At 69.1% G+C, this 25,406-nt stretch carries 23 protein-coding genes and 1 pseudogene; 18 read left to right on the top strand and 6 right to left on the bottom strand.

The genetic code is table 11. The features are described 5' to 3' along the window. Positions 1-18 precede the first annotated feature (18 nt). Positions 19-669: pseudogene (locus tag OG734_RS47695) on the top strand (DUF3710 domain-containing protein); the annotation flags it as partial. 116 nt (positions 670-785) lie between these two features. Continuing rightward, positions 786-1,835: an integrase gene (locus OG734_RS47690; RefSeq protein ID WP_330294059.1), complete on the top strand. Its 1,050-nt coding sequence runs from the start codon at positions 786-788 to the stop codon at positions 1,833-1,835. A 96-nt stretch (positions 1,836-1,931) separates the two neighbouring features. Here the strand turns inward: OG734_RS47690 and OG734_RS47685 are convergent, their stop codons facing one another. Further along, entirely contained in the window at positions 1,932-3,326 is a 1,395-nt protein-coding gene (locus OG734_RS47685; protein ID WP_330294058.1) for an NAD(P)/FAD-dependent oxidoreductase, read from the bottom strand. 30 nt (positions 3,327-3,356) lie between these two features. On the opposite strand from OG734_RS47685, the gene OG734_RS47680 reads away from it, so the two are divergent. After that, complete coding sequence (locus OG734_RS47680) at positions 3,357-3,590, top strand: hypothetical protein (RefSeq protein WP_330294057.1); 234 nt, start codon at positions 3,357-3,359, stop codon at positions 3,588-3,590. A gap of 256 nt (positions 3,591-3,846) precedes the next feature. On the opposite strand, the gene OG734_RS47675 is transcribed toward OG734_RS47680, so the two are convergent. Then, on the bottom strand, positions 3,847-4,935 hold the full coding sequence (locus tag OG734_RS47675) for a hypothetical protein (protein ID WP_330294056.1): 1,089 nt from the start codon (positions 4,933-4,935) through the stop codon (positions 3,847-3,849). 387 nt (positions 4,936-5,322) lie between these two features. Between OG734_RS47675 and OG734_RS47670 the strand changes: the two genes are divergently transcribed. Next, on the top strand, positions 5,323-5,640 hold the full coding sequence (locus OG734_RS47670) for a recombinase family protein (protein ID WP_330294055.1): 318 nt from the start codon (positions 5,323-5,325) through the stop codon (positions 5,638-5,640). Positions 5,641-5,648: 8 nt separating this feature from the next. Here the strand turns inward: OG734_RS47670 and OG734_RS47665 are convergent, their stop codons facing one another. Further along, on the bottom strand, positions 5,649-6,104 hold the full coding sequence (locus OG734_RS47665) for a hypothetical protein (RefSeq protein ID WP_330294054.1): 456 nt from the start codon (positions 6,102-6,104) through the stop codon (positions 5,649-5,651). A gap of 751 nt (positions 6,105-6,855) precedes the next feature. Here OG734_RS47665 and OG734_RS47660 point away from each other — a divergent pair. From OG734_RS47660 to OG734_RS47650, 3 genes are all read left to right on the top strand, one after another. Next, positions 6,856-7,095: a hypothetical protein gene (locus OG734_RS47660; protein ID WP_330294053.1), complete on the top strand. Its 240-nt coding sequence runs from the start codon at positions 6,856-6,858 to the stop codon at positions 7,093-7,095. A gap of 204 nt (positions 7,096-7,299) precedes the next feature. Then, complete coding sequence (locus tag OG734_RS47655; RefSeq protein WP_330294052.1) at positions 7,300-7,554, top strand: hypothetical protein; 255 nt, start codon at positions 7,300-7,302, stop codon at positions 7,552-7,554. 85 nt (positions 7,555-7,639) lie between these two features. Then, complete coding sequence (locus OG734_RS47650; protein ID WP_330294105.1) at positions 7,640-9,499, top strand: zeta toxin family protein; 1,860 nt, start codon at positions 7,640-7,642, stop codon at positions 9,497-9,499. Here OG734_RS47650 and OG734_RS47645 read toward each other — a convergent pair. Next, positions 9,463-9,708 carry a hypothetical protein gene (locus tag OG734_RS47645; RefSeq protein WP_330294104.1) on the bottom strand — a complete coding sequence of 82 codons (246 nt, stop codon included), beginning with the start codon at positions 9,706-9,708 and terminating at the stop codon, positions 9,463-9,465. The genes OG734_RS47650 and OG734_RS47645 overlap by 37 nt on opposite strands. A gap of 105 nt (positions 9,709-9,813) precedes the next feature. On the opposite strand from OG734_RS47645, the gene OG734_RS47640 reads away from it, so the two are divergent. From OG734_RS47640 to OG734_RS47630, 3 genes are all read left to right on the top strand, one after another. Next, complete coding sequence (locus OG734_RS47640; protein ID WP_330294103.1) at positions 9,814-12,483, top strand: ATP/GTP-binding protein; 2,670 nt, start codon at positions 9,814-9,816, stop codon at positions 12,481-12,483. Positions 12,484-12,552: 69 nt separating this feature from the next. Further along, on the top strand, positions 12,553-12,783 hold the full coding sequence (locus tag OG734_RS47635) for a hypothetical protein (protein WP_330294102.1): 231 nt from the start codon (positions 12,553-12,555) through the stop codon (positions 12,781-12,783). A 45-nt stretch (positions 12,784-12,828) separates the two neighbouring features. Continuing rightward, positions 12,829-13,392, top strand: coding sequence for a hypothetical protein (locus OG734_RS47630; RefSeq protein ID WP_330294101.1), 564 nt, complete (start codon positions 12,829-12,831; stop codon positions 13,390-13,392). Positions 13,393-13,501: 109 nt separating this feature from the next. On the opposite strand, the gene OG734_RS47625 is transcribed toward OG734_RS47630, so the two are convergent. Both OG734_RS47625 and OG734_RS47620 read right to left on the bottom strand, forming a co-directional pair. Beyond that, entirely contained in the window at positions 13,502-13,876 is a 375-nt protein-coding gene (locus tag OG734_RS47625) for a hypothetical protein (protein WP_330294100.1), read from the bottom strand. Positions 13,877-14,003: 127 nt separating this feature from the next. After that, positions 14,004-14,450 (bottom strand): hypothetical protein, encoded by a 447-nt coding sequence (locus OG734_RS47620; RefSeq protein WP_330294099.1) that lies wholly within the window; start codon positions 14,448-14,450, stop codon positions 14,004-14,006. 790 nt (positions 14,451-15,240) lie between these two features. Here OG734_RS47620 and OG734_RS47615 point away from each other — a divergent pair. From OG734_RS47615 to mobF, 8 genes are all read left to right on the top strand, one after another. Continuing rightward, the gene (locus tag OG734_RS47615; protein ID WP_330294098.1) at positions 15,241-15,819 is read left to right on the top strand and encodes a hypothetical protein; all 579 of its coding nucleotides are present in this window, start codon (positions 15,241-15,243) and stop codon (positions 15,817-15,819) included. Between the two features lie 11 nt (positions 15,820-15,830). Continuing rightward, positions 15,831-17,024 (top strand): hypothetical protein, encoded by a 1,194-nt coding sequence (locus tag OG734_RS47610; protein ID WP_330294097.1) that lies wholly within the window; start codon positions 15,831-15,833, stop codon positions 17,022-17,024. Positions 17,025-17,090: 66 nt separating this feature from the next. Next, positions 17,091-17,492 carry a hypothetical protein gene (locus tag OG734_RS47605; RefSeq protein ID WP_330294096.1) on the top strand — a complete coding sequence of 134 codons (402 nt, stop codon included), beginning with the start codon at positions 17,091-17,093 and terminating at the stop codon, positions 17,490-17,492. Between the two features lie 49 nt (positions 17,493-17,541). Continuing rightward, complete coding sequence (locus tag OG734_RS47600) at positions 17,542-17,859, top strand: hypothetical protein (RefSeq protein WP_330294095.1); 318 nt, start codon at positions 17,542-17,544, stop codon at positions 17,857-17,859. 79 nt (positions 17,860-17,938) lie between these two features. Beyond that, complete coding sequence (locus OG734_RS47595; protein WP_006375228.1) at positions 17,939-18,247, top strand: hypothetical protein; 309 nt, start codon at positions 17,939-17,941, stop codon at positions 18,245-18,247. A 27-nt stretch (positions 18,248-18,274) separates the two neighbouring features. Continuing rightward, entirely contained in the window at positions 18,275-18,799 is a 525-nt protein-coding gene (locus OG734_RS47590) for a hypothetical protein (protein ID WP_006375224.1), read from the top strand. 73 nt (positions 18,800-18,872) lie between these two features. Next, the gene (locus OG734_RS47585; RefSeq protein WP_330294094.1) at positions 18,873-19,763 is read left to right on the top strand and encodes a hypothetical protein; all 891 of its coding nucleotides are present in this window, start codon (positions 18,873-18,875) and stop codon (positions 19,761-19,763) included. Between the two features lie 489 nt (positions 19,764-20,252). Next, positions 20,253-25,403, top strand: coding sequence for a MobF family relaxase (mobF, locus tag OG734_RS47580; RefSeq protein ID WP_330294093.1), 5,151 nt, complete (start codon positions 20,253-20,255; stop codon positions 25,401-25,403). Positions 25,404-25,406 lie beyond the last annotated feature (3 nt).

Genomic DNA, 25,406 nt, shown 5'->3' with positions numbered 1-25,406 from the left:
GCCCATTACATGGGAAAACCTGCACCAAGACCCGCAGCGCCCGTGCTCGCGGCCGAAACGATCCCGACCAAAGCATCACTGGCCGGCCCGTGGGACGTCAGTGACGTCACGGATCTCGACTGGGGACGAATCGACCTGGGCGGACTCTTTGTGCCGCTAGCCGAGGACATGGAGTTGCAAGTCGAGAGAACAGTCGAGGACATCGTGGCCGCCACCGTTGTGCTACGGGACAGCGCTATCCAACTGCAGGCCTTCGCGGCGCCGAAGTCAGAAGGTATCTGGAACGAAGTGCGCTCCGAGATCGCAACCTCCGTGCGCGCCGAGGGCGGCGTTGTCGACGAGGTCAAGGGCCCGCTCGGCTGGGAGCTGAGGGCTCAGGTGCCTGTGCAACTCCCGGACGGCCGGGCTGGCGTGCAGGTCGTGCGTTTCGTTGGCGCGGACGGACCGCGCTGGTTCCTGCGCGGCGTGATCTCTGGCCATGCCGCGGTTCAGCCGGCGGACGCTGCCACGCTGGAGGCGGTCTTCCGGGACACCGTCGTCGCACGTGGCCATATGGCCATGGCGCCGCGCACGCCTATCACGCTCACACTGCCGTGCCCGGCTCAGCCGGAGGGTGAGGACACCGTCGTGGACCAGCAGTCCGCTCCGCCTTCTGCCGACACTGCATGATGAGGGTCAACGCGCAGGCTCCTGCGCCTTGTCTCCCGGAACCGGCATGGGCTCCGGATAAGCTCCCCATATCCAGGTTCCATGGAAGTGCTCAAATCCGGTTAACGGGGCGGATCATGTCAGACAGTCAGAAGGCGTTCGAACCGGTTGTCATCCCGGCGGCGCCGGCCCGGCCCGAGGAGTACGACACAGCGACCCGGGCCGTGCTGGAGCACATCGACCACCTGGCCGTGCGCACCATCGCCGACGGCCGCCCGGCGAGCACCCGCAGAAGCTACGCCCAGGACTGGGCGAGCTGGACGAAGTTCTGCGCCGACTCCGGGGTGCCCGTGCTCGCCATCACCCCCGGCACGCTGGTGATGTTCGTCGAGTGGCTGTGGACCCAGCCCGGGGGAAAGAAGGGGACGTGCACCGCGCCGTCGACCATCGACCGGCGGATCTCCGGCACCGTCGTCTCCGCCCGCGCCGAGCACCGCGTCAAGCTGGAGGACGGAATCGCCCGGCTCGCCCGCAACCGGCTCAAGCAGCTGGTGAAGGAGATGGAGGAGAAGGGGGAGACCCGCGGCCGGGGCCAGGCCCCGCCGCTGCTCGTCGAGCACCTGGTGAAGATCAGCGCCGCCTGCCCCGACAACCTCCAGGGCATCCGCGACCGCGCCCTGGTGCTCATGCACTTCGCCGTCGCCGGCCGCGAGCACGAACTCGCCTTCAACCGGGTGCGCGACTACACCGAGACCCCCGGCGGCATCCAGGCCGACCTGCGCGTATCCAAGGTCCGCCCCCGCATCGTCCCCGTCCCCTACGGCTCCCGGCCGTCGATCTGCCCGGTCCGCGCCTGGCAGGCATGGAAGGACGCCGCGGACCTCACCGACCCGGACGGCTACGCCTGGCGCCGCCTGCACAACCGCTGGCACACCGTCCTGGAGGGCGGGCTGCAGCCCGCGGCGATCGGCGACGTCGTCACCCGCGCCGGCGAACGCGCGGGGATCGAGGTCCGCTTCACTGGACATTCCCCGCGCCGCGGGCTCGCCACGTCCTCCCGGCTCAAGGGCCACGACCAGATCGTCATCGCCAAGCAGGGCGGATGGGCCCCGCACTCCAAGGTGCTGGCCGGATACCTCGAAGTCGTCGACCAGTGGGAGGACAACGCCCTCATCGGCGTGCTGTAGGCCCCGCGGTCGACCACCTGCCCCTGCGGCCAGGCCGGCGGCGTCGACTGCAGGGTGTACGGGAGTGCCCTGGGCCGACGCAGTGCCTCTCGGGATCTAGTGTGTGTCTGCCGCTTCCCTATCCTGGTACGCCTGGCTGTGGGAGTCGACGAGGATCTCCTTCCAGTCATTTCCTGCCGCATCCAGGTAATTCCAGATGGCGGCGACTGCCGCCACTCCTTGGCCGACCGCCTGGCCGACCCGCCGCTGCGAATTAACCCGCACATCACCGACCGCGAAAACACCGGGCAAACTGGTTTCGAAAATGAGTTTAGGGTCATCACTCAGGTATCGGTCGGTCAGAATTCCATTCTTTCTTAGGGGGTGTTCCCCTTTCAGCCACCCGGTGTTCGGATGGCCTCCGGTCAGGACATAGACCGAATCTACCTCCATAGGTGTTTCGTCTTCAGAGTGCCCGTCTCGCCGGTAGTGAACCTTGGAAATTCCCGTTCCCGCTACGCCGGTGAAACCCGTCACTTTCACGTGATCGATGATGTTGTCCCCGAGTATTTTGCTGTACTCGTTGCGCATTTTAATTTTGTCAGTAAGTAGCTTGACCGAGTGGCATTCGGCAGCCTTCAATTTTATGGCGGCGTCGGCTGCGGTATTTCCGGAACCGATGATCACTACTCGCTTATTGTGCTCTTCGGCGAGTGAGCCGCTGACGGAGTCCGGCCCGTGGTGAAGCTCGTTATATAGCTCTCTCTCACTGGCCACGCCCGAGTCTTCGGCGACTACGAGACCGGCCTTGCTCCCGCAAGCCAGGATGACCATGCCAGCGGATACCGAAGTGACGCCATCGGCACACGCGACGCCGATCGTGTACCGCTTACCGTTCGGTGTCAGGGAGGTCGCGCTCATGTGCAGGCATACATCGACGTGAACGCAACTCCTGACGTGCCCGGCGGCCGCTTTTAGGAATTTCGCTCCTGTAAGTCCCCGAGGGAATCCTAGGTAGTTGCGAATCACGTTGGTAGCGAGCAGCGCCTGGCCGCCGGGCTGTTTCTCTTCCATCAGGAGGGTCTTCAGGTTTATTTCGTTCGCGCTTACCGCGGCTGACATTCCGGCTGGCCCTGCACCCACAATCACAAGATCGTAATGCAGACTTCCGATAGTCGCATCGTCCTCGACCGGAAGAATGTTCAGTGCGGCACAGATATTACCTACCGTCGCCAATTCATCCTTGTGCTGCCCGTCAGTCGTTGTGAAGCGGATGTTCCTGTTGCAGCCCTCTGCTCGGTCGTCCCACGTGTAGGGGACGCCGTGAACAAACAGAATGTCCCTTAGAACTTCCGCATCCGGAGTGTTGGAGGGGCCCACCAAGGAAATCTCAGAATCCCGCGGATGCCACTTGAAGAAGCGGCCTTCTATGCCTTTCTCCAGGTCCGATACGTGGATCTGTGGCAGCCCCTCGAATGCCTCGCGGTCATCACCGTTGTCCGTGAGCAACACAACCGAGACCCCCCTGACCGCAAGGCGGTTATGGTTCTGGAGGACATCTGGGACGAGGCGGGGATCGGCAATCACCGCTACCAATCGTTTGGGGCGGCCGGCTTCGCGGAGCAGCCTCGTCAGCTCATCAAGGCCAGCGAGCCCAATGACCTCCAGTCCGTCGTCACACGCATGCCGGATTCGTTCGGCGAGCCGGCCACGCTCCACCGGCTCGGGATGCATGAGAAGGACGGCTGGCCGTGGGCGCTCCGCCTCCCGTCGTGAGGTCGACTGCGTACCTGCGTTAGCCCCTGCTGACGGTGTTGATGACGTCATGGCCCCAGGGATTCCACAGGCGCGGGCCAGCACACACCGCGCCTGTGGAACTCCACGCGTTCGGCGGACGCCCGCCAATGCCGTCCTGGCTTTGTAGGTGACAAGATGTCCCTCAATCCCTGAATCAGCGCCACGCTGTTCAGCTTCCTGAACGCCCCGGTGAGCTGCGCGGCCGGAGTGACTGCTCAAGACCAATCGGCTGGCGTCACGCCGTAGGGGGCGCGGTCTTCGGCAGCATCACCAGCACCTCGTTGAGGACGGCGTTGAGACGGATGGGCTCGGGGAGGTCGTCCATCCTGATGCGCGGCACGGTGTGGCCGATCGCCCGGTGCATCACGTCGTCGGCGATGTCCTTGAAGGCCGCGAGCCTCTGCGCATGCGTCTTGTCGTTCCGCTTCATGCTGAACACGTGCTGGGCCGCCACGTGCTTGAAGTCCGTGTGCTCGAAGACCGGCGGGATGTGGTCCAGGATGGCGCGGAGCATGGCGGCGCAGGCGTACGGGTTCCCCGCGATGTAGGCGTCGTTCAGGCCCTCGCACAGGGCGATGAGCTTGTGCACCTTCCACCGGGTCGTCGCGGCCGCCGTCTCCAGCTCGGCCATGAGGTCGACGTCGACGTACGGGCCCCGGCTCGGCTCCGCCGTCATGGTCTCCTCCTCGACGAAGACCGGGGCGTACTGGGCGGCGTTCGCGACGACGATCTCGCAGGTCTTCTCGATGTACTCCTCCACGGTGTGCATGCCGCGGAACTGCATGACGCTGCGGGTGACCTCGCGCTCCCAGGACCCGTCGCCGAGGTTGGCGCCGCCGGTGCTGATGGCCGGCTCGTAGGAGAGAAGGTCGGGCAGCGCCTTGACGAACCACGGTTCCAGGTTGGGGAGCGCGGTCGTCAGTTCGCCGGAGCGCAGGATGATGCTGGGGACCTCGTCGGCGAGGATCGGCCTGCTGATGTACAGATCGATCATGTGGCGGAGGGTGTGCATGAACGGCTCACCGGTGGCCATCCGCCCCTTGGGCAGCCTGGAGGCGCCGGCGACGGTCAGCCTCACTTTGTGGCCCGGGTCGATGGGCGCGCGCATGGGGATGGTGTAGCCGTAGCCGGAGGCGAACGGGGCCTCGTTGCCCACGCGCGGCAGCGAGTGGAAGACGGCGTCGGCGTCCTGGCCGCGCATGTCGAATTCGTGCTGCACGTTGGCCCACAGCGGCCACTCGCCCGTCTCGATCCACGGCTGGGCGATGGTGGTGAGGAGGCTCCGCTGGTCCGGCGTGAGCGTCACGTTGAGGAGCGTGGTCAAGGAAACCCCTTGGTGCGAGGCGAGGGTGACGGGTGACCCTGAGGCGTCCGGGTCCGACAGGGGAGCCGCCCTGAACTGCAGCTCACGGTGACTGGTGGCACGGATAATGGGGTGTTATCTGTGGGACGACTTCAGGCGGCCCTCTGAGTCGACGCCCCGTCAGCAGCTCACCAGGGCCGACGGAGGCTTAGCGCCAGTTTTCGTTCCGATGTTCCAAGCGTCACCAATTACATCAGATGCGAATTCGCGACGGTATGCGAATCTGCCTGCGCGGGGGTGTCAACCATGCTGCGATCCGGCGGAGTTGGGCGCCCGCGTTACCGGTGACGGTAGCGGCCGACAAGGACTTGTTGCCACTCACTCAGGGGGCTGACCTGCGGCCGCGGCATGACCGTGGCCAAGCTCCGCCGCGGCCGCCGCATCAAGGGAGAGAAGGGCCAGTACGCCTACGGCGCCCCGCCGTACGGCTGGCAGGCCCACAAGAAGGAGCTGACCCCGGAGGACATGGAGCAGGCTGGACGGGCCCGCGGCCGCCAGCTCCGGGACGAGGAGGGGCTGTCGTACCGCGAGATCGCGGCCGCATTGGACGCGGAAGGGCTCCGGCCGAAGCGCGGGGAGCACTGGCACCCAGAGACTGTCCGGCGGATGCTCGCCAACCAGAGCGACCGGCCGCCGACCCTGCGCCGGCGCGAGCGCACCGCATAGTCGCGACCTCACCGATTGCGCATCCGGTACGCCCTCTGTCGGCAGGCGTTGGAGCAGTACCGACGAGGGCGCCCGCCGTGTGCCCCCAACTTCAACCCTTCCGGGATGTACCGGTCTCCGCACTGACTGCACACCGGGGCGAACTCCTCCAGACGCCACTTGCGTATCAGCGCACGCAGGCCATCGTCGATCAGCAGCGTTTGAGAGTCGACGTCGAAGTACTCCTGCCAGACTCGGGCCCACATCGGATGACGCAGCCGCGAGATACCTTTGCTGATCAGCACACGCGCCCGTATCGGCGCAACGCCGAGTCGCTTCCCGATCTCTTCCTCAGATGCCCCATACAGCACCTGGGCTAGTACGGCGATGGCGCACTCCTTGGGCATGGACGACAGCAGCTGGTCCAGCCCGACGACCCGTTCAACCCGGAGGCGGGGTTCGGCACCCCTCCAGTAGCCGCTCACACATCACCCCTCTGCGGCAGAGAGGAGCTGGCCGTCACCTCTCGGACCAAGACCACGGTCGGCGCGGCCGCCTCAGGGTCTGGCCCGCGTTGCTGCGGGAGCGCCGGCGGAGGCGAAGGCTTGCCCCACGGCAGGAACCCGCACAGCGCGGAGACCACGTGGGCCAGCCCCAACAGCGCCACCGGGACATCAGCCCGATTGACCCGACGCAGGACGACCCAGGAAACGACCGCGACCAGCAGCAGCATGGCCACAAGTACGACAGTGGCACAAACGGCCAGCGAAACCGGCACACCGAACACGGCACCGGGAGTCAGAGCGGACAGCAAGGTGGAAGCCTCCGGAAACGAGAAAGGCCCCCGGAGCGTGGCTCCGGGGGCCTGAGTCAGGAACGAGAAAAGGCCCCCGCTTCTCAACCGAGAAGGAGAGCCTCAAACGTGAACGGGACACACGAGTGGTGTCCCGAGGGGAGGATGCCACAGACCGTGAGTACCCGTCAAACTCCGCATTTCCCGAGGCCAACGACGTGGTCGAACTCTTGGGACCAGGAGTCCAGGGTTTCGTAACGGTCCGAGCCTCCGCCTTGCCCTCCTCATAGCGGACACCCTTGTTGGACACCATCGTCGGACCAGCGCGTACAGGCAGCCCAGGTGTTCAGCAACTGATCGATTGTTGGACGGGACTCGGCGTAACGGTTGAATAGCCAGCGCGCTGAGGAGTTGCCTGCGAAATCCGCACTTACATTGCGGCCATGCACATGGCGCTCGACTATCTGCTTGCACTCCCAGGCAGCTGCGGCTGGAACATCGCGATTGTGGTCATTGGTGCCACCCTCTTCTTTGGCGGCCTCGGGGGGCTGTTCAGCGATGACCAAGGGGTGCCTGCTCTTGGCTGCCTTGGCGTGATCGTCGGCGGGCTACTGCTGTACTGGGTCCTACACCCAAACCAGTTCACTGGGTCGGAGTACGACTTCTGCCATCGCTTCATTTAAAGATCGGTTGATGGACAGGGTGTGCGGCCGTCGTCGAGCTGGACGCCGCGCGCACCGTGCAGCCCGTCCGTGGGGCGCCCAGACTCCGTAATCCTCCGTGGCCTGCAGCGTGCGCGTCTGCAGGTGCTTCGGGCTGGGAAGGACGGCCAGCGGCGGAGGGAGGGGGGTCGGTGGCGGACCGGTCGCCGACTGCACCGGTTCGCCGTGGCGCGGACCGTGCCCCCGCCGTCGCGGATGCACGAGCGCGAGGCGACCGCACCGCCGGCCGTGGCCGAGGGGGAGCAGCTGCTGCCGCGCAGTGGTGACCGGCCGGTGTGGTCGCTCCGCGTCGGCCGACGTCTCGCCGTGGCGGAGGAGCGTGTCGTCACCGGGCCGATGAAGCCCCCGTGGGCGCCCACAGCCGGCGCCGTCGCGGCGAGCACGCCGTCCGTACGACTGACGATCTCCGGCATCTTCTAATTCAATTCAATCCATTTCATTGACAAAATGCAATGAATTGAATTAGACTGAGGGGACCGAAACGGACCAACCCGAGGAGCGCACGATGGCCGGTCAGCAGGAAAACGCCGACGCGGATGTCCGCCCGGCCGTGCTGCCCGAGCCTGAGCACGAGGCGATCCTGGCGTCGCGGATCCTGCCCGCCTGGACCGGCGACGCCGTCCCGCAGAAACAGCCCTTCGCCGTGCTGGTCGGCGGACAGCCCGGCAGCGGGAAGTCCACCGTCTGCCAGGTGCTCAAGGCGGTGCTGGACCGGCGGGGCGGCGCGGTACTGATCGGCCCCGACCTCTACAAGACCGACCACCCTGCCTACTGGAGTCTCCTGCGCAGCGACGACCGCACCGCCGGTGTGCGGGTACGGCCGGACGTGCGGCGGTGGCAGGCGGAGGTCGAGGAGTACGTGCGCGGCCACCGGTTCGACGCGCTGGTCGAAACCCCTGCCGTCGACCCGGAGCAGGCCCGCGCCTACCGGGAGGCGGGATACCGCGTCGAGGTGGTGGTGCTGGCCGAGGCGCAGGCCGTGACGCAGCTGAGCGTGCTGGAGCGCTATCTGGCCCAGGTCGCTGAGAACGGCGCCGGACGGTACGTGTCCTGGGGCAACCACGACCAGGTCGCGCGCCGCCTGCCGCAGTCACTGGAGGTCATCGAGACGGAGCAGCTGGCCGACCGCGTGATGGTGGTACGGCGTGACCTGCAGGTGCTCTACGACAATGAGCTGACCGGACCGTCCCCGGCAGGCGCGCACCGAGCCCTGCACGCGGCCCGGGTACGACCGTGGACGGCGCCGGAAACCTTGCGGTTCCGCCGCCAGGCCAACGGCTTGCACCAGCAGTTGCACCCGGAGGCGAGCACGCCGGAACGGCGGCTCTTGGTGACCGGTGGTCTGGAACGGGCCGCAGCGCTGGCTGAGCCGGTACGGCGTATCGCCCAGCCGCTCGCGGTGCCGCCCGGGGTCGACTACCACCGGCTGTCCGCCGACGAGCACCGGTGGATCTTCGACGAGTTGATTGTGCCGATGCACCTGAGCGACATCACGGCGCATGCCCAGCCGGTGGTGCTGTACATGGCGGGTCCGCAGGGAGCGGGGAAGACCTACGCGGCGCGCACGCTGCGCCGCGTGCTGCGCGCCCGGCGCCCGACCAGGATCGAGGGCGGCATGTTCAAGGCGGTGCACCCCGACTACCGCCGGCTGCGCGAGGAGGAGCCCCGTACGGCGTCCGCCCGGATCCGCGCGGACTACCGGGCCTGGCAGGAGAAGGCCGAGGCGTACGTACGCGAGCGTCGCGGCGACCTGCTGATCGAGATCGCCCCGGACGACGTCGACCACTTCCTCGACGGAGCCCGCCGCCACCACGCGGCGGGCTACCGCGTCGAGCTGATCGTGCTGGGAGGCAGGGCAGCGGACAGCCGTCTGGGCATCGCCACGCGCGCCGCCGAGGTGGCCCGCATCGGCGGCACTGCCCGCTTCACCTCGACGGCCGCCCACCAGGTGTCTTTCCAGGTGCTGGCCGACGTGGTCCGCGCAGCCGAGGAGACGGCGCACGTCGTCGACTCCGTCTCCGTCATCCGCAGGGACCTGACCGCCGTGTACCGCAACGCCCGCACCCCGGACGGCGCCTGGACGTCCCCGCCCCGGGGCGGAGACGCGGTCGAGGTCGAGCAGCAGCGCCGCTACACCACGGCCGAGGCCGCGCAGTTCCTGGCCACCCTGCGACGGGTGCAGGGCGAACTGCCGCAGTACCGGCGGGATCTCGTCGAGATTGCCGCGCTCGCCTGGCCGCTGATGCCCGTTCACCTGCAGCCGCGCGCCCTCGCCGACACGGTCCCGATGACGGCGCTGCCCGTCCCCCACGGCCAGGAGCCAGGCGGCTACTGGCACTTGAGTTCCTTCATGCGGGCCGCGTAGCGGGCCGCGATCTCGGCGACCTCGGTCTCATCGGCGTCCTGCAGGGCGTGCTGGTCGGCGACGCACGCCGCCAGCCCGTCCCGCAGGACCTGGAGGCGTGCGGCATCCGGAACGCCGGCACGCCGCTCCTGGATGAGCTGCTCGGCGTACCAGGTGCTGACTTCCTGGATGAGCTGCTCGACGGCTTCGGGGCTCACGGCTTCAGACAAGGGGGCGTCCTTCGGGTATCGGTGATGGGCCGTCATTGTCCCTGGCCGAGACGATGCGGGCCGGGCACCGGGGTTGCTACCGTGGTGATCTTTCTTGGGGGTGTCGTGGCACGCGATCTGCGGATGCTGTTCGGGGCGAATGACCGGTCGGTGGAGGCCGAGGAGGCGTTCACCAACCGCCAGGCCCAGTGGCAGGCCGTCGTCGCCGCGCTCACCGATCACCTCCAGCGGGTCGCCACCCCATCGTTCGATGTCGAAGACCTGGCCAGCCCGCGGCATAACGTCCTGGTCGCCCACGGGGTCGGCGGCATCGGGAAGTCCACGTTCTCCCGCAAGACCGAGGCCTCCCTCACCCACAACGGCCAGCGCCCCGACCAGTGGGACGCGCCCGCCTGGCCCCTCGAACGGCTGCTGCCGGTACGCATCGACCTGGCCCGCTCCAGCGGCATCGACTTCGAGGGCGTGGTGCTCTCCATCCGCCTGGCCGTCGCCACCCTCGGCCGTCCGATGCCCGCCTTCGACCTGGCCCTGCGCCGGCACTGGGAGCGCAACCACCCGGGCGAACCGCTGGAGGAGTACCTGCGGCGAGGCGGGATGCTCAGCCGGTTCAGCAACGCGGTCAACCTGCCCAGCCAGCTGCAGTCCGCACTCGCCGACGCCGCCCAGGCCCTGGCCCTGCCCGGCACCGTCGGAGGAGCCGTCGGCCAGCTCACCACCGCCCTGGTCGGCGCACTGCGCGAGCGGCGCCAGACCGTACGCGCCCTGGCCGGCTGCAGCCGCCTGGCCGACATCCTGGACGCCGAACCGGACCTGGAGACACTGAGCTTCGCCACCCACCTGCTCGCCTGGGACCTGGCCCAACTCCCCGCAGCACAGCGGATCACCCCCGTGGTGCTGCTCGACAGCTTCGAGGAGGTCGGAGACCGCACCCACCGCGACTTCGAGCGGCTGCTGCAGCGCATCGTGTGGCTGATGCCCAACACGTTCTTCGTCATCACCGGGCGCAACCGGCTGCAGTGGGCCGAGGACGGCCTGCAGGGACAACTCGACTGGACCGGCCCCACCGCCTGGCCCGGCCTGGCCGGACACGTCCCGGGCGCCCGCGCCCACGGCGGCCACGAGGTACGGCAGATCCTGGTGGGCGACTTCGCCCCCGAGGACTGCGACGATCACCTCGCCCGCCGCCTCGCCCACAACGGCCAGCCGCTGATCGGCCCGGAGCTACGCCGCACCATCAGCGAGCGCTCCCACGGTCTTCCCCTCTACCTCGATCTCGCCGTGCTCCGGTTCCTGGAGATACGGCGCAACGGACGTACGCCGCAGCCGGAGGACTTCGGCGACTTCCCCGCCCTGATCTCCCGCACCCTCAGCGACCTGACCAGCGACGAGCGGCACGTGCTGCGGTCGGTCTCGTTGTTGGACGCGTTCTCGGTGCCGCTGGCCACCCAGGTCGCCGGGCTCACCCATGACGCGGCAGCCCTGCGGCTGACCGAACGCCCCTTCATCCGCGAGGACCTCACCGCACTGTGGCCCTTCCACCTCCACCAGGTGGTGCGCTCCTCGATCCGCACCGCCGAGGACCGCACCGACGACCGGTGGTCCGAGCAGGACTGGCAGCGGGCCGCACAGCGCGCCCTGTCCGCCCTCGGCCAGGAGTGGACCCATGGGCCCCGCCGTGAGCGCACCGTCCTGATCGGGGTACTGCGCCAGGCCCTGCGCCTGGCCCGTGACTTCAACCTCGACCCGGGACACTGGCTCACCCAGGCCGCCTTCGACTACGTCGGCGACTCCGTGTGGGAGCCGCTCGCCCCGCCCGCCCACGGCCCCGAACACGCCGCACTGTCGACGCCGGCCGACGCCCTGGTCGAAACCCTCAGCGCCCTGGCCCGCCGCCAACGCGAGCACCGCGGCCGTACCGTCGAGCGGCTCACCACCGTCATCGACTCCGGCCTGCTGCCCGACGAGCTGCAGGAAATGCCGCTCTACTACCGGGCCAAGGCCCTGCGCGACATCGGACGCACCGAGGACTCACGCCACGGATACCAGCAGGTGGCCGACACCGAGGGCCGCCTCGCGCAGGCCGCCCGCCGAGGACTGGCGCAGGCCGCCCGCCTCGACGGCGACTTCCCCACCGCGCTCGCCGCCGCCCAGACCCTGGGATGGGAGGGCCGCCAGCAGCGCGTCCTCGGCGACCTGTACTGGATCCAGGGCGAGGTCCAGCGCGCCGCCGAGGCGTACCTGGCCGGACGCCTCGAAGCCGAACAGCACGCCAAGGCGGGCGAAGCCGCCCACAACCAGGCACTGCGCGCCCTCGCCCTCGCGTTCCTCGACCCCCGCCAGGCCGACGACGAACTCGACCTGGCCCAGCAGCTCCTCGCAGGCCTCGACCTACGGGCCACGACCATCAACGCCGCCATCGCCGCCGTCATCCGCGACGCCGGCAGCCCCGACCTCGACGACCGCGTCCGCACCCTGCGCACCGAACTTGACGTCGCGGGCCTCACCTCCACGAGGCCCACCCTCGAACTCGCCTTCGCCTTCCACCAGGCCGTCCTCGACGACCACGAGGCCCTGAGCGCCACCGTCGCCCGGCTGCGCGAGCAGACGAGCGACGGCGCGTACGCCTACTACACCGACATTGCGCACTTCATGGCCGACCGTCAGCTCCCCGACGACCACACCCCGCCCCGCTGGCTGGACAGCGAGCAGGCCACCCGCAACCGGTGGCGAAACCTCGTCACCGCCCGACGTGAACGGCTGCGCACCGCGCGGTGACCATCACGGCCAAGGCCGTGGTGGGGCGGGATGATGATGGAGAGCGGGCCCCGAGGCGGGGAGCAGCGCATGGGGATCAGGCACCTTGCCCGGCTGCAGTTCCAGGCGGACGGCCCGGTCGTCGAGGGCGAGTGGACCGTCCCGGACACGGCCCAGGACCGGTACACCGAATGGGTCGGGCTGTACGGCACCGGTCCGGACGTCGTGATCCAGCTCATCGAGGAGACCGCCGGCCACGAGCAAGTACGCAAGACCTGGACAGCCCAGGGCGAAGTCGAGGCCGAGAGACCGCGCAGCTGAGAGTGTTCGACCCGAACCGACCGCGCACTGCGGGAACATGTGGCCATGCCCAACACCGTGTGGACGCTTCTGGTGGCTGCCGTCACCGCCGTGGTGACCGCCCTTGCGGTCGGTCTGTTCGTCACCCCACGCATGGAGGCCCGAAAGAAACGCCTGGGCGAAGTCCACACCGCCCGCGACACGTTCAGCACGAACATGACGCGGATCATCTCTGCGTGCGCGTCGCTGCAGAGGTTCCAGCTTCCGCCGGATGGCGAGTCCGGACTGACGCCGGTCGCGCGCGAACGGCTGACGGGTGAGCGGGAACGCTGGTGGCAGCAGATCGACGATGCCACCCGATGGCTGATCGACAACGTCGCGCTGTACGCCGGCAGCTGGCCCCTGCCCGACCTCATCCAGTTCGCCACCGCCTACGCGGGCAACGCCCGCATCGTGGTGCTGTCCGAGCGGGAGGAAGCCACCAAGGTGGAGCTGCTGATCGCGCTGACCGTGCCGGTTCAGCGGCAGTTCTTCGGCTTTCCCTGGTCACGCGCGCGGCACCACGTGGCCGACCGCCAGTCCTTCGCCGAGACCCTCGCCCTTATCGGGGGAGAGCCCAGCGCGCCGTAGGCCTCGGGCAGATGGCGGGAGTAGTCGGCGATGATCAGCAGGAGGACGACCCAGCCTCAGGCGAAATGCGGAATCTGAACCTTCCGCAGGTCAGAGCAGGCGAGTCGGGTCACAGATTCTGTGTGCTGGTCTCGTCGATACCTCGCTTCGGGAACCGAAGGATCAGCCGGCTCTTGCCCGTGTTGCTGTTGACCCGCACCGTCGTGCCCCCCTTCTTCGAGCAGTTCCGGGCGAGAGTGTCGCTGCCCAGGCTGAAAGTCCCGTTGTCCGCCTCCAGGACCAGGCACCCGCCCTTCCTACCCTTGTACAGGGTCCCGGTCACGAACCACGTCCCGTCGACCTTGGAGGTCCGGAGTTCCGCGTAACCGGCCCAGGCGTCCCCGTCCGAGACGTCGAGCCGATGGCTCCCGGCGTACGAACTCGTCGCCAGCCCGACGACCAGCGACGCGGCGACAGCGGGCAGCAGGAGAGCACGGGTGATCATTCGTTGCATGACGGGTCAACCGGTCCCACCCGCAGGGCCGTTACGGCCTAGCCTGGAAGATCACCCGCCCGTGCGCCCCGTCCAGGTGGTGCGGCCGGACTTCTTGTTCCGGCTGCTCAAGCAGCGGCTACCGGCGCAGTTCCTCGCGCGCCTGCAAGCCGTACTCCCACAGCTCCGAACCCTCCGGGCCCGTGCACTGCCAGCCGTCCGCGATGAACTGGCGGACCATCCGCTGCAGGAACTCCCCGCCGCGCGACGTCCCCAGCGAGATGTGGAGCACGATGGTCGCGCCTGGCTCGCCGTAGCTGTCCCACCAGGCCGGGACCTCCCCATCGCGCTCGGGGACCAGGTGGTGCTCGACGAACCGCACGACCAACTGCTCGGGACCGCGCAGGAGCACCGCCGACTCACGGTCGGCGACCCGTAGCGACGCCGCCATGATGCGCTCGCCCACCGCCGGCACCGCCACGGCGCGGTAGCCCTCGGTCCGATCGATGGCGCCGAGGTAGCCCTTGGAGGGCTCTCCCTCAATCACCTGCTCGTAGAACTCGACACGCACGCCCAGATCGATCATGCGGCGATCCTGGCACAGCGGGCAGTCCCGTAAGGGCAGTTGAGCAGGTTCTCCCTCCTCGACCGCCCCCGGTCGAGGAGGACCTCGGCACCCCCGGGCTTGGGCGGCGAAGAGTGTCTCCGCCGATATCTTGCTCCGCTCTCGGAAGCTCCCCTTCGGTCCCAACTTGCTGCCCCTCATTTGCGGTCGGATTTTTAGAACTTCCCCAGCTCAGGACCGGTAATAGTGCCGCTCCGCCGAGCGCGGACTGTTACCGCGCCGAGCGTCGTCAAGCTGGCCGTCGAGCGCGGACGCGGCCCCGTCTGTGGGGCGCGTGAGCTCCGTAATCCTCCGTGGCCTGCAGCGTGCGCGTCCGCAGGTGCTTCGGGCTGGGAAGGACGGCCAGCGGCGGAGGGAGGGGGGTCGGTGGCGGACCGGTCGCCGACTGCACCGGCTCGTCGTGGCGCGGACCGTGCCCCCGCCGTCGCGGATGCACGAGCGCGAGGCGACCGCACCGCCGGCCGTGGCCGAGAGGGAGCAGCTGCTGCCGCGCAGTGGTGACCAGTCCGGTGTGGGCGCTCCGCGTCGGCCGACATCTCGCCGTGGCGGAGGAGCGTGTCGTCACCGGCCGACCGAGCCCCGTAAGGACCCACCGCGCCTGGCCGTCGCGGCGAGCACGCCGTCCGTACGACTGACGATCTTCACTCCCTCCAGTTCAATCCATTTCATTTCATTATTTCAATGCAATGCAGTTATGTAATGCATTGCATTAGACTGGGGGGACCGCGAGGACGACGAGGAGGAGGACGAGATGACCGACCTGGTGACCGCGTACGGCACGGCCCCCGGCCTGTACGACGAGGAGCAGGAGCTCGTGCGGACGATGGCCCAGCTCCCCCTGCGTGAGCGGCTGTTGCGCCGTGCCGCGCTCGCCGACCGGGGCACGCTCGACGCACCCGAGGCGGACGGAAAGGCCCAGCAGTCGATCCGCTCGGCCGCGCTCAAGCTGGCCGCCCACGATCAGGCGCACGGCACGGCCGCCGGCCCCGTCGCCCCGACGACCATCGGCACCGACTCCCCCGCAGCCGCTCTCCGGTCGTACGTCCGCCAGGAGTACGCCGCATGGAGCTCCCCCGCCGCGCCGTCCGTCTGGCTAGTGACCCGGGCCGAGGACCCGGGCGCGATCCCGTGCGAGGACGAGGCCACCGGCCGCGCGTACGCCGAGACCCGGTACCGGGAGGATGAGGACCCCGCCGACCCCGCCGTCCTGCGCTGGGACGACGACGGAGAGCTCGTCGACGAGACGCTCCCCGGCAGTTACCAGGGCACCGGATGGACCGTTGCCGAGACGTCCGTGATCCGCCCCACCGACCTCCCCAATGCCGAGTAGGAGCAACGACCATGAGCGAGCAGCAGACCGAGCAGACCGAGGTCGAGCAGGACCCCAACGAGTGCGCGTTCCCCGACTGCCACCGGACTCGGGTCCCGAAGGACCCCACGGTGCGCGGGGCCGCGCCGCGGTACTGCGACGACCCCGACCACAACGCCGCCACGGCGTACAAGGCCAAGCACCGCCGCCCCGCCGGCCCCAGCGCCCAGGCCGTCCAGGAGGAGGACATCGACCGTCCGGTGACCGGCGCCGCCGCGACCGCCCTGCTCGTGCGCGAGTCCGTCCTCACCGCCGTCCGCGAGCTGGGGGAACAGCTCCCCCGGTACATCGGGCAGTTGGAGACCATCACCGACCCGGAGGCCGCCGAGGCTCAGGTAGCTGCCGCCGAGACCCGCGCCGAGGCCCGGATCGCCGAGGCCCAGCAGGAGCTCGTCACCGAGCGCGGCCGGCGAGAGAAGGCCGAGCGCCGGGCGAAGAACGCCGAGGTGGCCAAGGCGGAGGCCGAGGAGGCAGCGGACGAGGGGCTCCGCCAACTCGACGAGGCCAAGGCCAGGTTCGAGGCGGAGGCCGCGCGCATCCAGGAGGAGGCGGACGCCGCCGTCGCCGAGGCCGAGCGGGAGCGGGACGAGAAGGTGGCCCAGGCCGTCGCCGACGCGGCCGTTGTCGCTGAGCACGCCGAGCAGCAGGCAGTTGCCAAGATCGCCGAGGCCGAGGAACGGGCAGCCCGGGAGGTCGCCGCCGCCGAGGAGAAGGCAGGGAAGGCCGAGATCGAGGCCGCGCGCAAGGTGGCGGAGATGGAGACGACCGTCGAGGAGGGGAAGAGGGCCGCCGCGCAGGTCAAGGCCGAATCCATCCAGGCCGTCGAGGACGCCAACGCCCGGGTGGTCGAGGCGAACGGCAAGGTCGAGGACGCGCAGCAGACCGCCCGCCAGGCCGTCACCGACGCGAACACCAAGGTCGAGGCCGCCAACTCCGTTGTCACGGCGCTGCGCGAGGAGGTCGAGCGGATGACCACCGCCGCCCAGACCCGGGAGGGCCGCATCGCCACGCTGGAGGGCGAGGCGAGGGACCTGTACGGCCAGCTCCGCGAGGCCGACGGCAAGGTCCGCGACGCCGAGGAGAAGACCCGCACCGTTGAGCGGGAGACCGAAATCCTGCGGGCCGAGCTGGACACCGCGAAGAAGAGCGGGGGCAGGGGCCGATGACGACGACCACCGACCCGCAGCCCGTGGCAGTGCCCCAGGCCCACGTCTGAGAAAGGAGAGTCCGACATGCCTGACCCGATCACAGGCGAGGGATTCGACGCACCGACGCCCGAAGTCGCGTACATGGGAGCCCCGGACATGCTGCACGAGGTCGCCGACCTCACGGCGATCTCCGAGCGCCTGCAGGTCGAGACCGCGACCGCCGGCACCAAAGGCGAGACGTACGAGCCTGACAATCACCAGGAGCGCCTCTACCTGCTCCGCCGTGCTGCCCTGTCCGACCGGCTCTCACTTGCGCACCCGGACGTCGAGGACTTCCTGACCGATGCCGTACAGCTGGCCCACCAGCTCGCCGAGTTCGACCGCAAGCACGACACCCACGTCGGCCGGATCGGCCCCAGCGCGATCGAGTGGGACCCGAGCCACCGCCCCTACGTCCGCCAGGAATACGACCACTGGGGATGGTGACCACCACCCCCGCCCAACTCCCCCACCACCGAAGGGACCCCATGACCCCATGTCCACGGCCCCCGCCGACGCTGTCCAACTACCGCCGGCCACCCGGCTCGCCGCCGTCCTGCAGGAGCTCATGACCGAGTATCCGACCGACGACGCCGAGTTCTCCACCGACGCCGTGAGCGCCGTGCTGACCGTCACCCCACTCCACGGAGACGACCAGGGCATCGCGATCGACGTCCCGCTGCAGGCCGGTCAGGTCGAGTGGCTGACCAACCTGCTCAGCAGGGAGTCGGCCCACTGCCGCAACTCGCACTCGGACGAGAGCGGGCAGTGCGGGCACTGCGCCGGCACCGGCTCCGCCCGGTCGCTACGGTGAACCCCGCCCGCCCAGGGCTGACGACGACGAGCACCAGGACGACGAGCACCAGGACGACGAGCAGGAGGGGCCGAACCACATGATGCTGGCCGCGGACAAGGGCGACATCAACACGATCATCGGGGGAATCGCCCCCGACTGGGGCCCCTTCGGAGCCCTCGGCACCGAGGCGAAGACCATGGTCCAGGTCGTCATGGCACTGGCCATCCTGATGTGCATGGCCCTTGCGATCTGGGGAGCGGCGAAGCAGCGCATCGGCGCCACCGCCCTGCGAGACACGTTCAGCGCGGAGCAGGGCAAGGGCCTGATCGTCGCCGGGCTGGCGGGCGTCTTCATCATCGGCTCGCTCGGCACCGTGTTCACCATCGTCTACGGCATGGCCGTCTAGCCGGCCGCCGACGAGGAGGAGCCGGACATGGCAGAGCAGCAGACCCAACAGCCCGTGCCGTGGGCAGCCCTGGCGACAGACGCCTCGACCGTCGAGCGCTACCGGTCCCGGGTTTACGACCGGGGCCCGGACCGGTGCGCGTTCTGGCTCGGAGCCATCAGCGACTCCGGCCACGGAAAGCTCCGTGCCGGGTCCCGGAAGTCCGGCACCTCCCGCGTGGTCACCGTCCATGTCCTCGGCTACGTCATCGAGCACGGCGCCGCCGCCCTCCCCGAGGGCCACGTCGTCCGGCACACGTGCGACGAGTCCAGTTGCCAACTGACCTCCCACTGGGTGGCCGGACAGCGGCTCGACAACATCCGCGACTACTACGCCAGGTCCCACCGGGCCGGGCACGCGCTCAACGACGTCCGGGGCCCGGACGGAAGGGCCGTCGCCATCCGCGACGCGATCCTCGGCGCCCTGGCGACGGGTGCCGACGTCGAGGCCGCGATTGCCACCGCGATTGCAGCGGGTAACCCCTCGGGCGCCTCCCAGGACACCCTCTTCTGACCCTCCCCTGGTAACAGTTGACGCCGCCCGTACGTTGATCAAAACCCATGCACATGGGGGAAGGAGCGACAGCATGGCCGATCTGAGGACCGACCCGGGGCGCGAGGGTACCCGGCTCATCACCGCGCTGGAGAAGTGCTGGACCGCGATCCAGAAGCATCACCCGGACGTGCCGCCGGTCCTGTTCATCACCGGAACCGGAATCTCGCGTAGGCAGACGGAGAAGCCCCGCACGTCCACCGACGCACCCCGCCGGCACTACCCGACCCGAGGTCACCACTGGGCCGACCGGTGGGCGGTCGCCGAGCGCGAGCAGCGTCTCGCCGAGCTGTTCGTCGCAGGGGAGACGATCAAGGACGGAGGCGAGGAGATCCTCAAGACGGAGCTGCACGAGGCAGCTCACTCGCTCGCCCATGTTCGAAAGATCCAGGACACCTCCAAGGGTGACCCCAGGTGGCACCGCAAGGAGTTCGCGGCCCTGGCCCGCGAGGTCGGACTCGAACCTCTGCGCAGGTCCGAGAAGCCGTTGGGTTTCTCCAACTGCACTCTCACCGACGCGACCCGCAGGAGGTACGCGTCCGTGATCCGCCAGCTCGACGCCGCCGCCCTCCCCGGCCTCGGCGACGACCGGGACGCCGCCGTCGAGGAGCCGCCGGTCGCGCCGGAGCCCCCCGGCTCGACGAACGGCAAGCGGGTCAAGGTCAGCTGTGCCTGCCTGCCCGAGCCGCGGGCGTTCCCCGTCACGCCGAAGGTCCTGGCGGAGGGGCCGATCATCTGCGGATTGTGCGGCGAACCGTTCACCCTCCCGGGCGAGGAGGAGGGCCAGGAGCAGCTCGCCGGAGCCGACCCCGGCCCCGAAGCGGAACCCGACTCCCTCGCCGCCGAGTTCACCGTCACTCTCCCCGGACCCCGCCCCGCCGAGGCCGTCGAGCCCCAGGATTCCTCCATGGACATGGGGCACTAACCCGCGCGGACCGGCCGCGCTCGCGCGGCTCACAGCCGCCCGGGTGGTGGTACATTTCTCCATGCACATGGGGCGCAGCTCGGCGCCGGCGCGCGAAGTGCGCGGCGGAATCGGCCGCCGCCGACAAACACTCGTGGTAACAGTCGAGGCCCGACCCCCAGTTGGGGGGTCGGGCCTCATGCCGTCTGTGGCGAGCCTACTGGGCCCGCGAGGCCCCGTCGAGGTTGCTGTTCTGAGAGGCGCTCACGCCGCCCTCTCAGACTCTCCAGGGCCCGTCTCACCCGTACAGGCCGAATCCTTCCGAACCTCAGAAACAACACCCGCTCACCCTCGTCTCCAACCATCCGCATTCATCCAGCTCAGCCCACTACAAACCCCCTTCTTCTTCTGCCTCTATGCCCCCTGCTACAACCTCTACTACATAACACACCTAGGCATTCTTAATATGTCGGTGTCGCTCGCGCTCTTGATCGCGTAAGATCCGTGATCGTGCTACGCATCACGGCGATCTCCGGAGGAGAGGCAGGGATCAACTACCTGCTCTCCGGATCGGGCTGCGCTGGCGGGCACGAGCACGAGGCCGGGGCCGCGCTCGACGGGCCGGAGGGCTACTACGCCAAGGGCACGGAACACGGAACTCCGCTTGCGATCTGGGTTGGTGAGGGTCTCTCAGAGTGGGGTCTCACCGAGGACGCTTCTGCAACGGAGCGTGACATTCGCGCGGTGTTCGGAAGGCACGCGCACCCCGAGGAGTACCGCCAGGCGATCGGCGAGGCGAAGTCCTACATCGACGCGAACGGCATCACCGGAACGGCCGCCGAGAAGATCATGGCGGACGCCGAAGCGAGTGCCCGGCGAGGCCGGAAGCCCTACGAGTACCGCACGGTCGAGCAGCGGGTAGACGACCGCCTGGCGAAGGAACCGCACGCCGACCCGGAGCGTGTGTCGGAGATCCGGAGGGAGGAGCGGGACAAGGGCCAGCGCTCCCCCGCGATGTACTTCGACCGGACGTATTCGGTTCAGAAGTCCGTCTCTGTCTACCTCACCGGGTTGGAGGCCGCAGGGCGGCACGAGGACGCCGCGAAGGTCCGGGCCGCGTTCGTCACGGCCATCAAGGCCGGCGAGAAGGTGTTCGAGGAGGAGGCCGGTTTCGGCCGGATCGGCTACCACGGCACCGCCAAGAACGGCCGCCCGTCGACCGGCCGGTACGTCGACTCGACCGGCTACACAGCCGCGATCTTCACGCACGAGGTGTCCCGTGAGGGCGACCCTCAGCTGCACGGACATGTGGCGGGTCTCAACAAAATCAAGGTCCACGACCAAGACGGCAACGAGCACTGGGTGACCCTCGACTCGCGTGCGATGAACAAGGCACGCGAGGCTGCAGCGGCCGTTTTCGAGCGGACGTTGGAGCAGGTGATCGAGCAGGATCTGCCGGTCGTGTTCGAAATGAGGCCGGACGGCCTGGCGCGCGAGATCAAGGGGTTCGAGCAGGAGCTCCTCGACGGGATGTCGACCCGTTCCTTCCAGGTCGACCAGCGGTTTGAGGAGCTGTACGACCAGTACGTCCAGGACCACGGCCGTGAGCCCTCCGCACTCGTGCGGACCCGCCTGCGCGAGATGGCCACGCTGGACACGCGCGACCTGAAACGGAATGAGCACCAGTCGGCCGAGGCCAGGATCGAGCGCGCTACCCGGATCGCCGAGGAGTGCGTCGATGGCGGTCTGCTCGGAGCGTTGGAGCGGGCCGAGAAGGTAGGTGTCGAGACGCGGCTCGCCGAGGTCGACGTCCCCGAATTCGACCGCGCGCAGGTCATCACGGAGTCGTTGGAGGCACTGCAGACCAAGCGCGCGACGTGGGATCGGAGCGAGCTCATCCGGCAGCTGAACACCACGCTCGGTGACAGTCTCCCCCGCGACATGCCGCTGCTCGCGGTCGCCAACGAGCTGGCCGACGAGGCCTTGAAGTCCGGGAACTACGGCGTCGTACAGACCGCCGGCCTGAGCATCATCGGTGACGCCCCGTCCCGCATCCGGGCGAGCGACGGCCGCTCGGTGTTCAGCCCGAGCGCCATGGCGTCCGAGAAGTTCGCGTTGGAGGAGCGCCTCGGCGACGAGGCCCGTGTTGCTTCCCGCGCCCACCAGACCGGCGCCCCGTGCCTGGCCCCGCCCGTCCTCGACCAGGTGGTGAAGGAGTCCGGCGTCACGGCCGACCAGGCCGACGTCGTCCGCGGTGTCCTCGGCGACAGCCGGAAGGTCAGCGTGGTCGAGGGCCCCGCCGGAGCGGGCAAGAGCTACGCGACCGGCGTCATCTCCGAAGCCTGGCAGGAGCACACCGGAGGCCGCGTGATCGGCCTCGGTCCCAGCGCGGTTGCCGCCGAGGTCCTCGGCGAGGAGGGCATCGAGATCCGGGAGAACACGGCCCGGTTCCTGATGTACGCGAAGGGCATGGGCAGTGCCGAGGAGCAGGCACGGTTCCGTCTGCGCGCGGGTGACCTGGTGGTTCTCGACGAGGCCGGTATGGCGTCCACCAAACACATCACCCGTATCTCCGAGTTGTGCGAGGCAGCTGGGGCCAAGCTCGTACTCATTGGTGACCAGCAGCAGCTGCAGTCCCCTGAGGCGGGCGGATTGCTGCGGTCGATGGTCGAGGAGGGCCCGCACTACAGCCTCAGCAACGTCCGCCGGTTCAGGGAGCCGGACGGCACCGTGCGCGAGTGGGAGGCCAAGGCGAGCCTGGCCCTGCGCCGCGGCGAGGTCCGGGCGTTGGAGGAGTACGACCGGCGCGGCCTCATCCAGGGCGGCACGCTGGAAGAGATGAAGGCGGACGTGATCCGGGCGTACGTGGCGGACACGCTCGCGCAGCGCGAGTCTGTCGTGATGACCGCCACCAACTCCCGCGCCACCGAGCTGAGCAGGGAAATCCGCTCGGAGCTCGTGCGGTACGGACTGGTCGAGGAGGCCGGACTCCCGCTCGGCGACGACAACCGTGCGGGCGTGGGCGACCTCATCCAGACCCGTGAGAACGACGCCAAGCTCAAGGACAGTGACGGACGGCTCGTCCTCAACCGCCGGGTCTACCGGGTCACGGGCATCGGCCAGGACGGCCAGCTCACGGCCGCCCGGGTGGCCGGCCGCAACGACGACGGCACCGAGCGGCTCGCCGGAACCGTCAGGCTCCCCGGCTCGTACGTCGAGAAGAACGTGGCGCTCGCGTACGCGGGCACCGTCAACGCTGTGCAGGGCCGCACGGTCGGCTACGGCGGATACATGCTGGTCGAGGAAGGGATGAGCCGCCAGCAGGTCTACCCCGGACTCACGCGTGCCCAGCGGTACAACCGAGCGTTTGCCGCGTGCCAGGTCCCGGGCGACGAGCACCGGCTGCAGCGGCTCGACCAGGACGCGATGTCCATGCTCCAGGCCGCCGTCGAGCGCGACGGGGGCGAGCTGTCCGCGCTGCAGGAGCTGCGGGAGAGCCAGGACTGGGCTGAGTCGATCCCGGCGCTTGAGCCGAAGTGGCGCGACTACGTCACCGAGCACGTGCGCAACCAGTACGAGCCGCAGCTGCGGCAGCTGCTGAACGAAGCGCAGTACGCCGAGATGCGGCAGCAGGACCCGAGCACCATCTACCGAGCCCTGCGCGAGGCCGAGTTGGCCGGGCACGACGGGCAACGCGTACTGCAGAACGCCATCACGTGCGCGTCGATGACGTCCCCGAAGCCGGACACGGTCGCGGGGCTGATCAACTGGCGGATCGAGCGCGAGCTGGAAAACCGCCAGCCGGAGAACGAGCCGGCCGGGCACAGCTGGGTCGGCCGTACGCCGGAGATCCCCGGCATCGAGGGCCAGGTCGCCCGGGAGATGGCCGAGGCCATGGACGCCCGGCGCGACGTGCTGGGCGAGCGCCTGTGTGAGGAGCCCCCGGAATGGGCGGTCCGTCACCTCGGGCCCGTGCCCGATGACGTGCTCGAACGCGCCGAGTGGGCCCGCCGCGCGGGCACCGTCGAGGGATACCGCGAGCTGTACAACCTCGACGCCCCCAACACGGCGATCGGCCGTCTGCCGGCGAAGGGCGCGGTCGAGCAGCGCGCCGCATGGGAGGCCGCGCACTCTGCCCTCGGCCGTACCGAGGACCAGGAGACCCTTGCGCGGACCTCGGACGCCGCCCTGCGCGAGATGGTCAACCGCTACGAGCGCGAGAAGTCGTGGGCCCCGACGTACATGGGCGAGGAGCTGTCCGAGGCCCGCCAGATGGTCCTGCGCTACGAGGAGAAGGCCATCCTTGCGCAGGCCGACGCCGACCAGTGCACGGACGACGCCGAGCGCGCCGACCTGGAAGCGCAGGCCCGCGGCTACGAGGACTTGGTGTCCAACCTGTCCGAGCGCGTCGAGGTCATGGAAGAGGTCGACGAGGCCCGCTCGGCTTGGTACGAGGAGACCGCCCCGGCCCGCGAGGCCGCCGAGGCCGCCCGGGACGAGCTCGACCGCCGTGGTCACGACGACCAGGTCCAGGCACGGCAGGACGCCGACGAGGCCGAGCAGCAGGACCAGAAGCTCGACGAGCAGTTCGACGAGGAGCTCGTTACCGAGCCCCAGTACGACCTCGACCAGGCGCCGGAACTCGACTGGGAGATCGAGGGCGAGACCCTCGACCAGGCCCCCGACGTGCGCGACGAGGCCGAACTGGCCCCGGAGCTCACGCACCAGGAGCAGGAGGAACTCGACCAGGCGCTCGCCGCGTACGAGGAGCGCTACCGTGCGGCCGTCGCCCTTGACGACGTCGACCTCGACCAGGCCCCGGACGTCGACTGGGGCGACGTGCCCGGGTTCGAGGAGTCGGCCCCCGAGCTGGACAACGTCGCGCAGCAGCTGGCCGAGGAGGACGAGCAGCAGCGCGTCCAGGACGAGCTTGCCGCCGAGGCCGACGCGTACCGCGAGGACCGGCGGGTCGAGGCCGAGCAGGCCCCGGCGATCGACTGGGAGGTCGAAGGCGAGACTTGGCGTGCCGAGACGCCCGAGGAGAACGCCGAGGTCACGGCCGAGGTGGACACGTACGTCTACGAGCCGAACCCCGAGGTGGACGCGGCTCTCGCGGCGTACGAGCAGCAGATGCGCGAGCAGGCAGCCGCCGCCCGCGAGGCCGATCCTGAGTACGACCTCGACCAGGTCCCGGAGATCGACTGGGAGATCGAGGGCGAGACGTACGAGGAGCGTCCCGAGCTGGCCCCCGAGGCCGGGCTGCAGCCGGAGGCCCCGGAGCAGGAGCTGGCGCAGACGCTGTCCGCGCCCTCGGCCGAGGAGGAACTGCTGCGTGCGCACTACGACCAGGAGTACATCGACGAGAACGCGCGGATCGACCGGGAGCGCGCACAGCGGGATCAGCTGGCGCCCGCGCAGGCGAGCGCCGCGGATCTCCCGGCACAGCTGGCGGACCTGCAGGAAGACCTCGACAGGGCGCGCGGTGCCATCGCGGAGATTGCTGCCCGTCAGGCGGCGCGCGACCAGGTCAGCGAGCTTGACGACGCCTCACGTGCCCAGCAGGCGGAAGTCGCTCGCGGTCGGGAGGCCGAGGCCGATGTCGAGGTGACCCCGCAGATCCAGCAGGACCAGGGCCCGATCATCAGCTACGGCCCGCAGTAATGG

The sequence above is a fragment of the Streptomyces sp. NBC_00576 genome (assembly GCF_036345175.1).
Classification (GTDB): Bacteria; Actinomycetota; Actinomycetes; order Streptomycetales; family Streptomycetaceae; genus Streptomyces.
The sequence above is the reverse complement of the archived record's forward strand: the minus strand, read 5'-3'. Positions and strand labels throughout refer to the sequence as shown.

Excerpts from the sequence above, each read along its gene's own strand:
- OG734_RS47690 (WP_330294059.1), top strand. The coding sequence starts at position 786 with ATGTCAGACAGTCAGAAGGCGTTCGAACCGGTTGTCATCCCGGCGGCG.
- OG734_RS47680 (WP_330294057.1), top strand. The coding sequence starts at position 3,357 with ATGGTTCTGGAGGACATCTGGGACGAGGCGGGGATCGGCAATCACCGC.
- OG734_RS47670 (WP_330294055.1), top strand. The coding sequence starts at position 5,323 with ATGACCGTGGCCAAGCTCCGCCGCGGCCGCCGCATCAAGGGAGAGAAG.
- OG734_RS47660 (WP_330294053.1), top strand. The coding sequence starts at position 6,856 with ATGCACATGGCGCTCGACTATCTGCTTGCACTCCCAGGCAGCTGCGGC.
- OG734_RS47650 (WP_330294105.1), top strand. The coding sequence starts at position 7,640 with ATGGCCGGTCAGCAGGAAAACGCCGACGCGGATGTCCGCCCGGCCGTG.
- OG734_RS47635 (WP_330294102.1), top strand. The coding sequence starts at position 12,553 with ATGGGGATCAGGCACCTTGCCCGGCTGCAGTTCCAGGCGGACGGCCCG.
- OG734_RS47630 (WP_330294101.1), top strand. The coding sequence starts at position 12,829 with ATGCCCAACACCGTGTGGACGCTTCTGGTGGCTGCCGTCACCGCCGTG.
- OG734_RS47625 (WP_330294100.1), bottom strand. The coding sequence starts at position 13,876 with ATGATCACCCGTGCTCTCCTGCTGCCCGCTGTCGCCGCGTCGCTGGTC.
- OG734_RS47620 (WP_330294099.1), bottom strand. The coding sequence starts at position 14,450 with ATGATCGATCTGGGCGTGCGTGTCGAGTTCTACGAGCAGGTGATTGAG.
- OG734_RS47615 (WP_330294098.1), top strand. The coding sequence starts at position 15,241 with ATGACCGACCTGGTGACCGCGTACGGCACGGCCCCCGGCCTGTACGAC.
- OG734_RS47610 (WP_330294097.1), top strand. The coding sequence starts at position 15,831 with ATGAGCGAGCAGCAGACCGAGCAGACCGAGGTCGAGCAGGACCCCAAC.
- OG734_RS47605 (WP_330294096.1), top strand. The coding sequence starts at position 17,091 with ATGCCTGACCCGATCACAGGCGAGGGATTCGACGCACCGACGCCCGAA.
- OG734_RS47600 (WP_330294095.1), top strand. The coding sequence starts at position 17,542 with ATGTCCACGGCCCCCGCCGACGCTGTCCAACTACCGCCGGCCACCCGG.
- OG734_RS47595 (WP_006375228.1), top strand. The coding sequence starts at position 17,939 with ATGATGCTGGCCGCGGACAAGGGCGACATCAACACGATCATCGGGGGA.
- OG734_RS47590 (WP_006375224.1), top strand. The coding sequence starts at position 18,275 with ATGGCAGAGCAGCAGACCCAACAGCCCGTGCCGTGGGCAGCCCTGGCG.
- OG734_RS47585 (WP_330294094.1), top strand. The coding sequence starts at position 18,873 with ATGGCCGATCTGAGGACCGACCCGGGGCGCGAGGGTACCCGGCTCATC.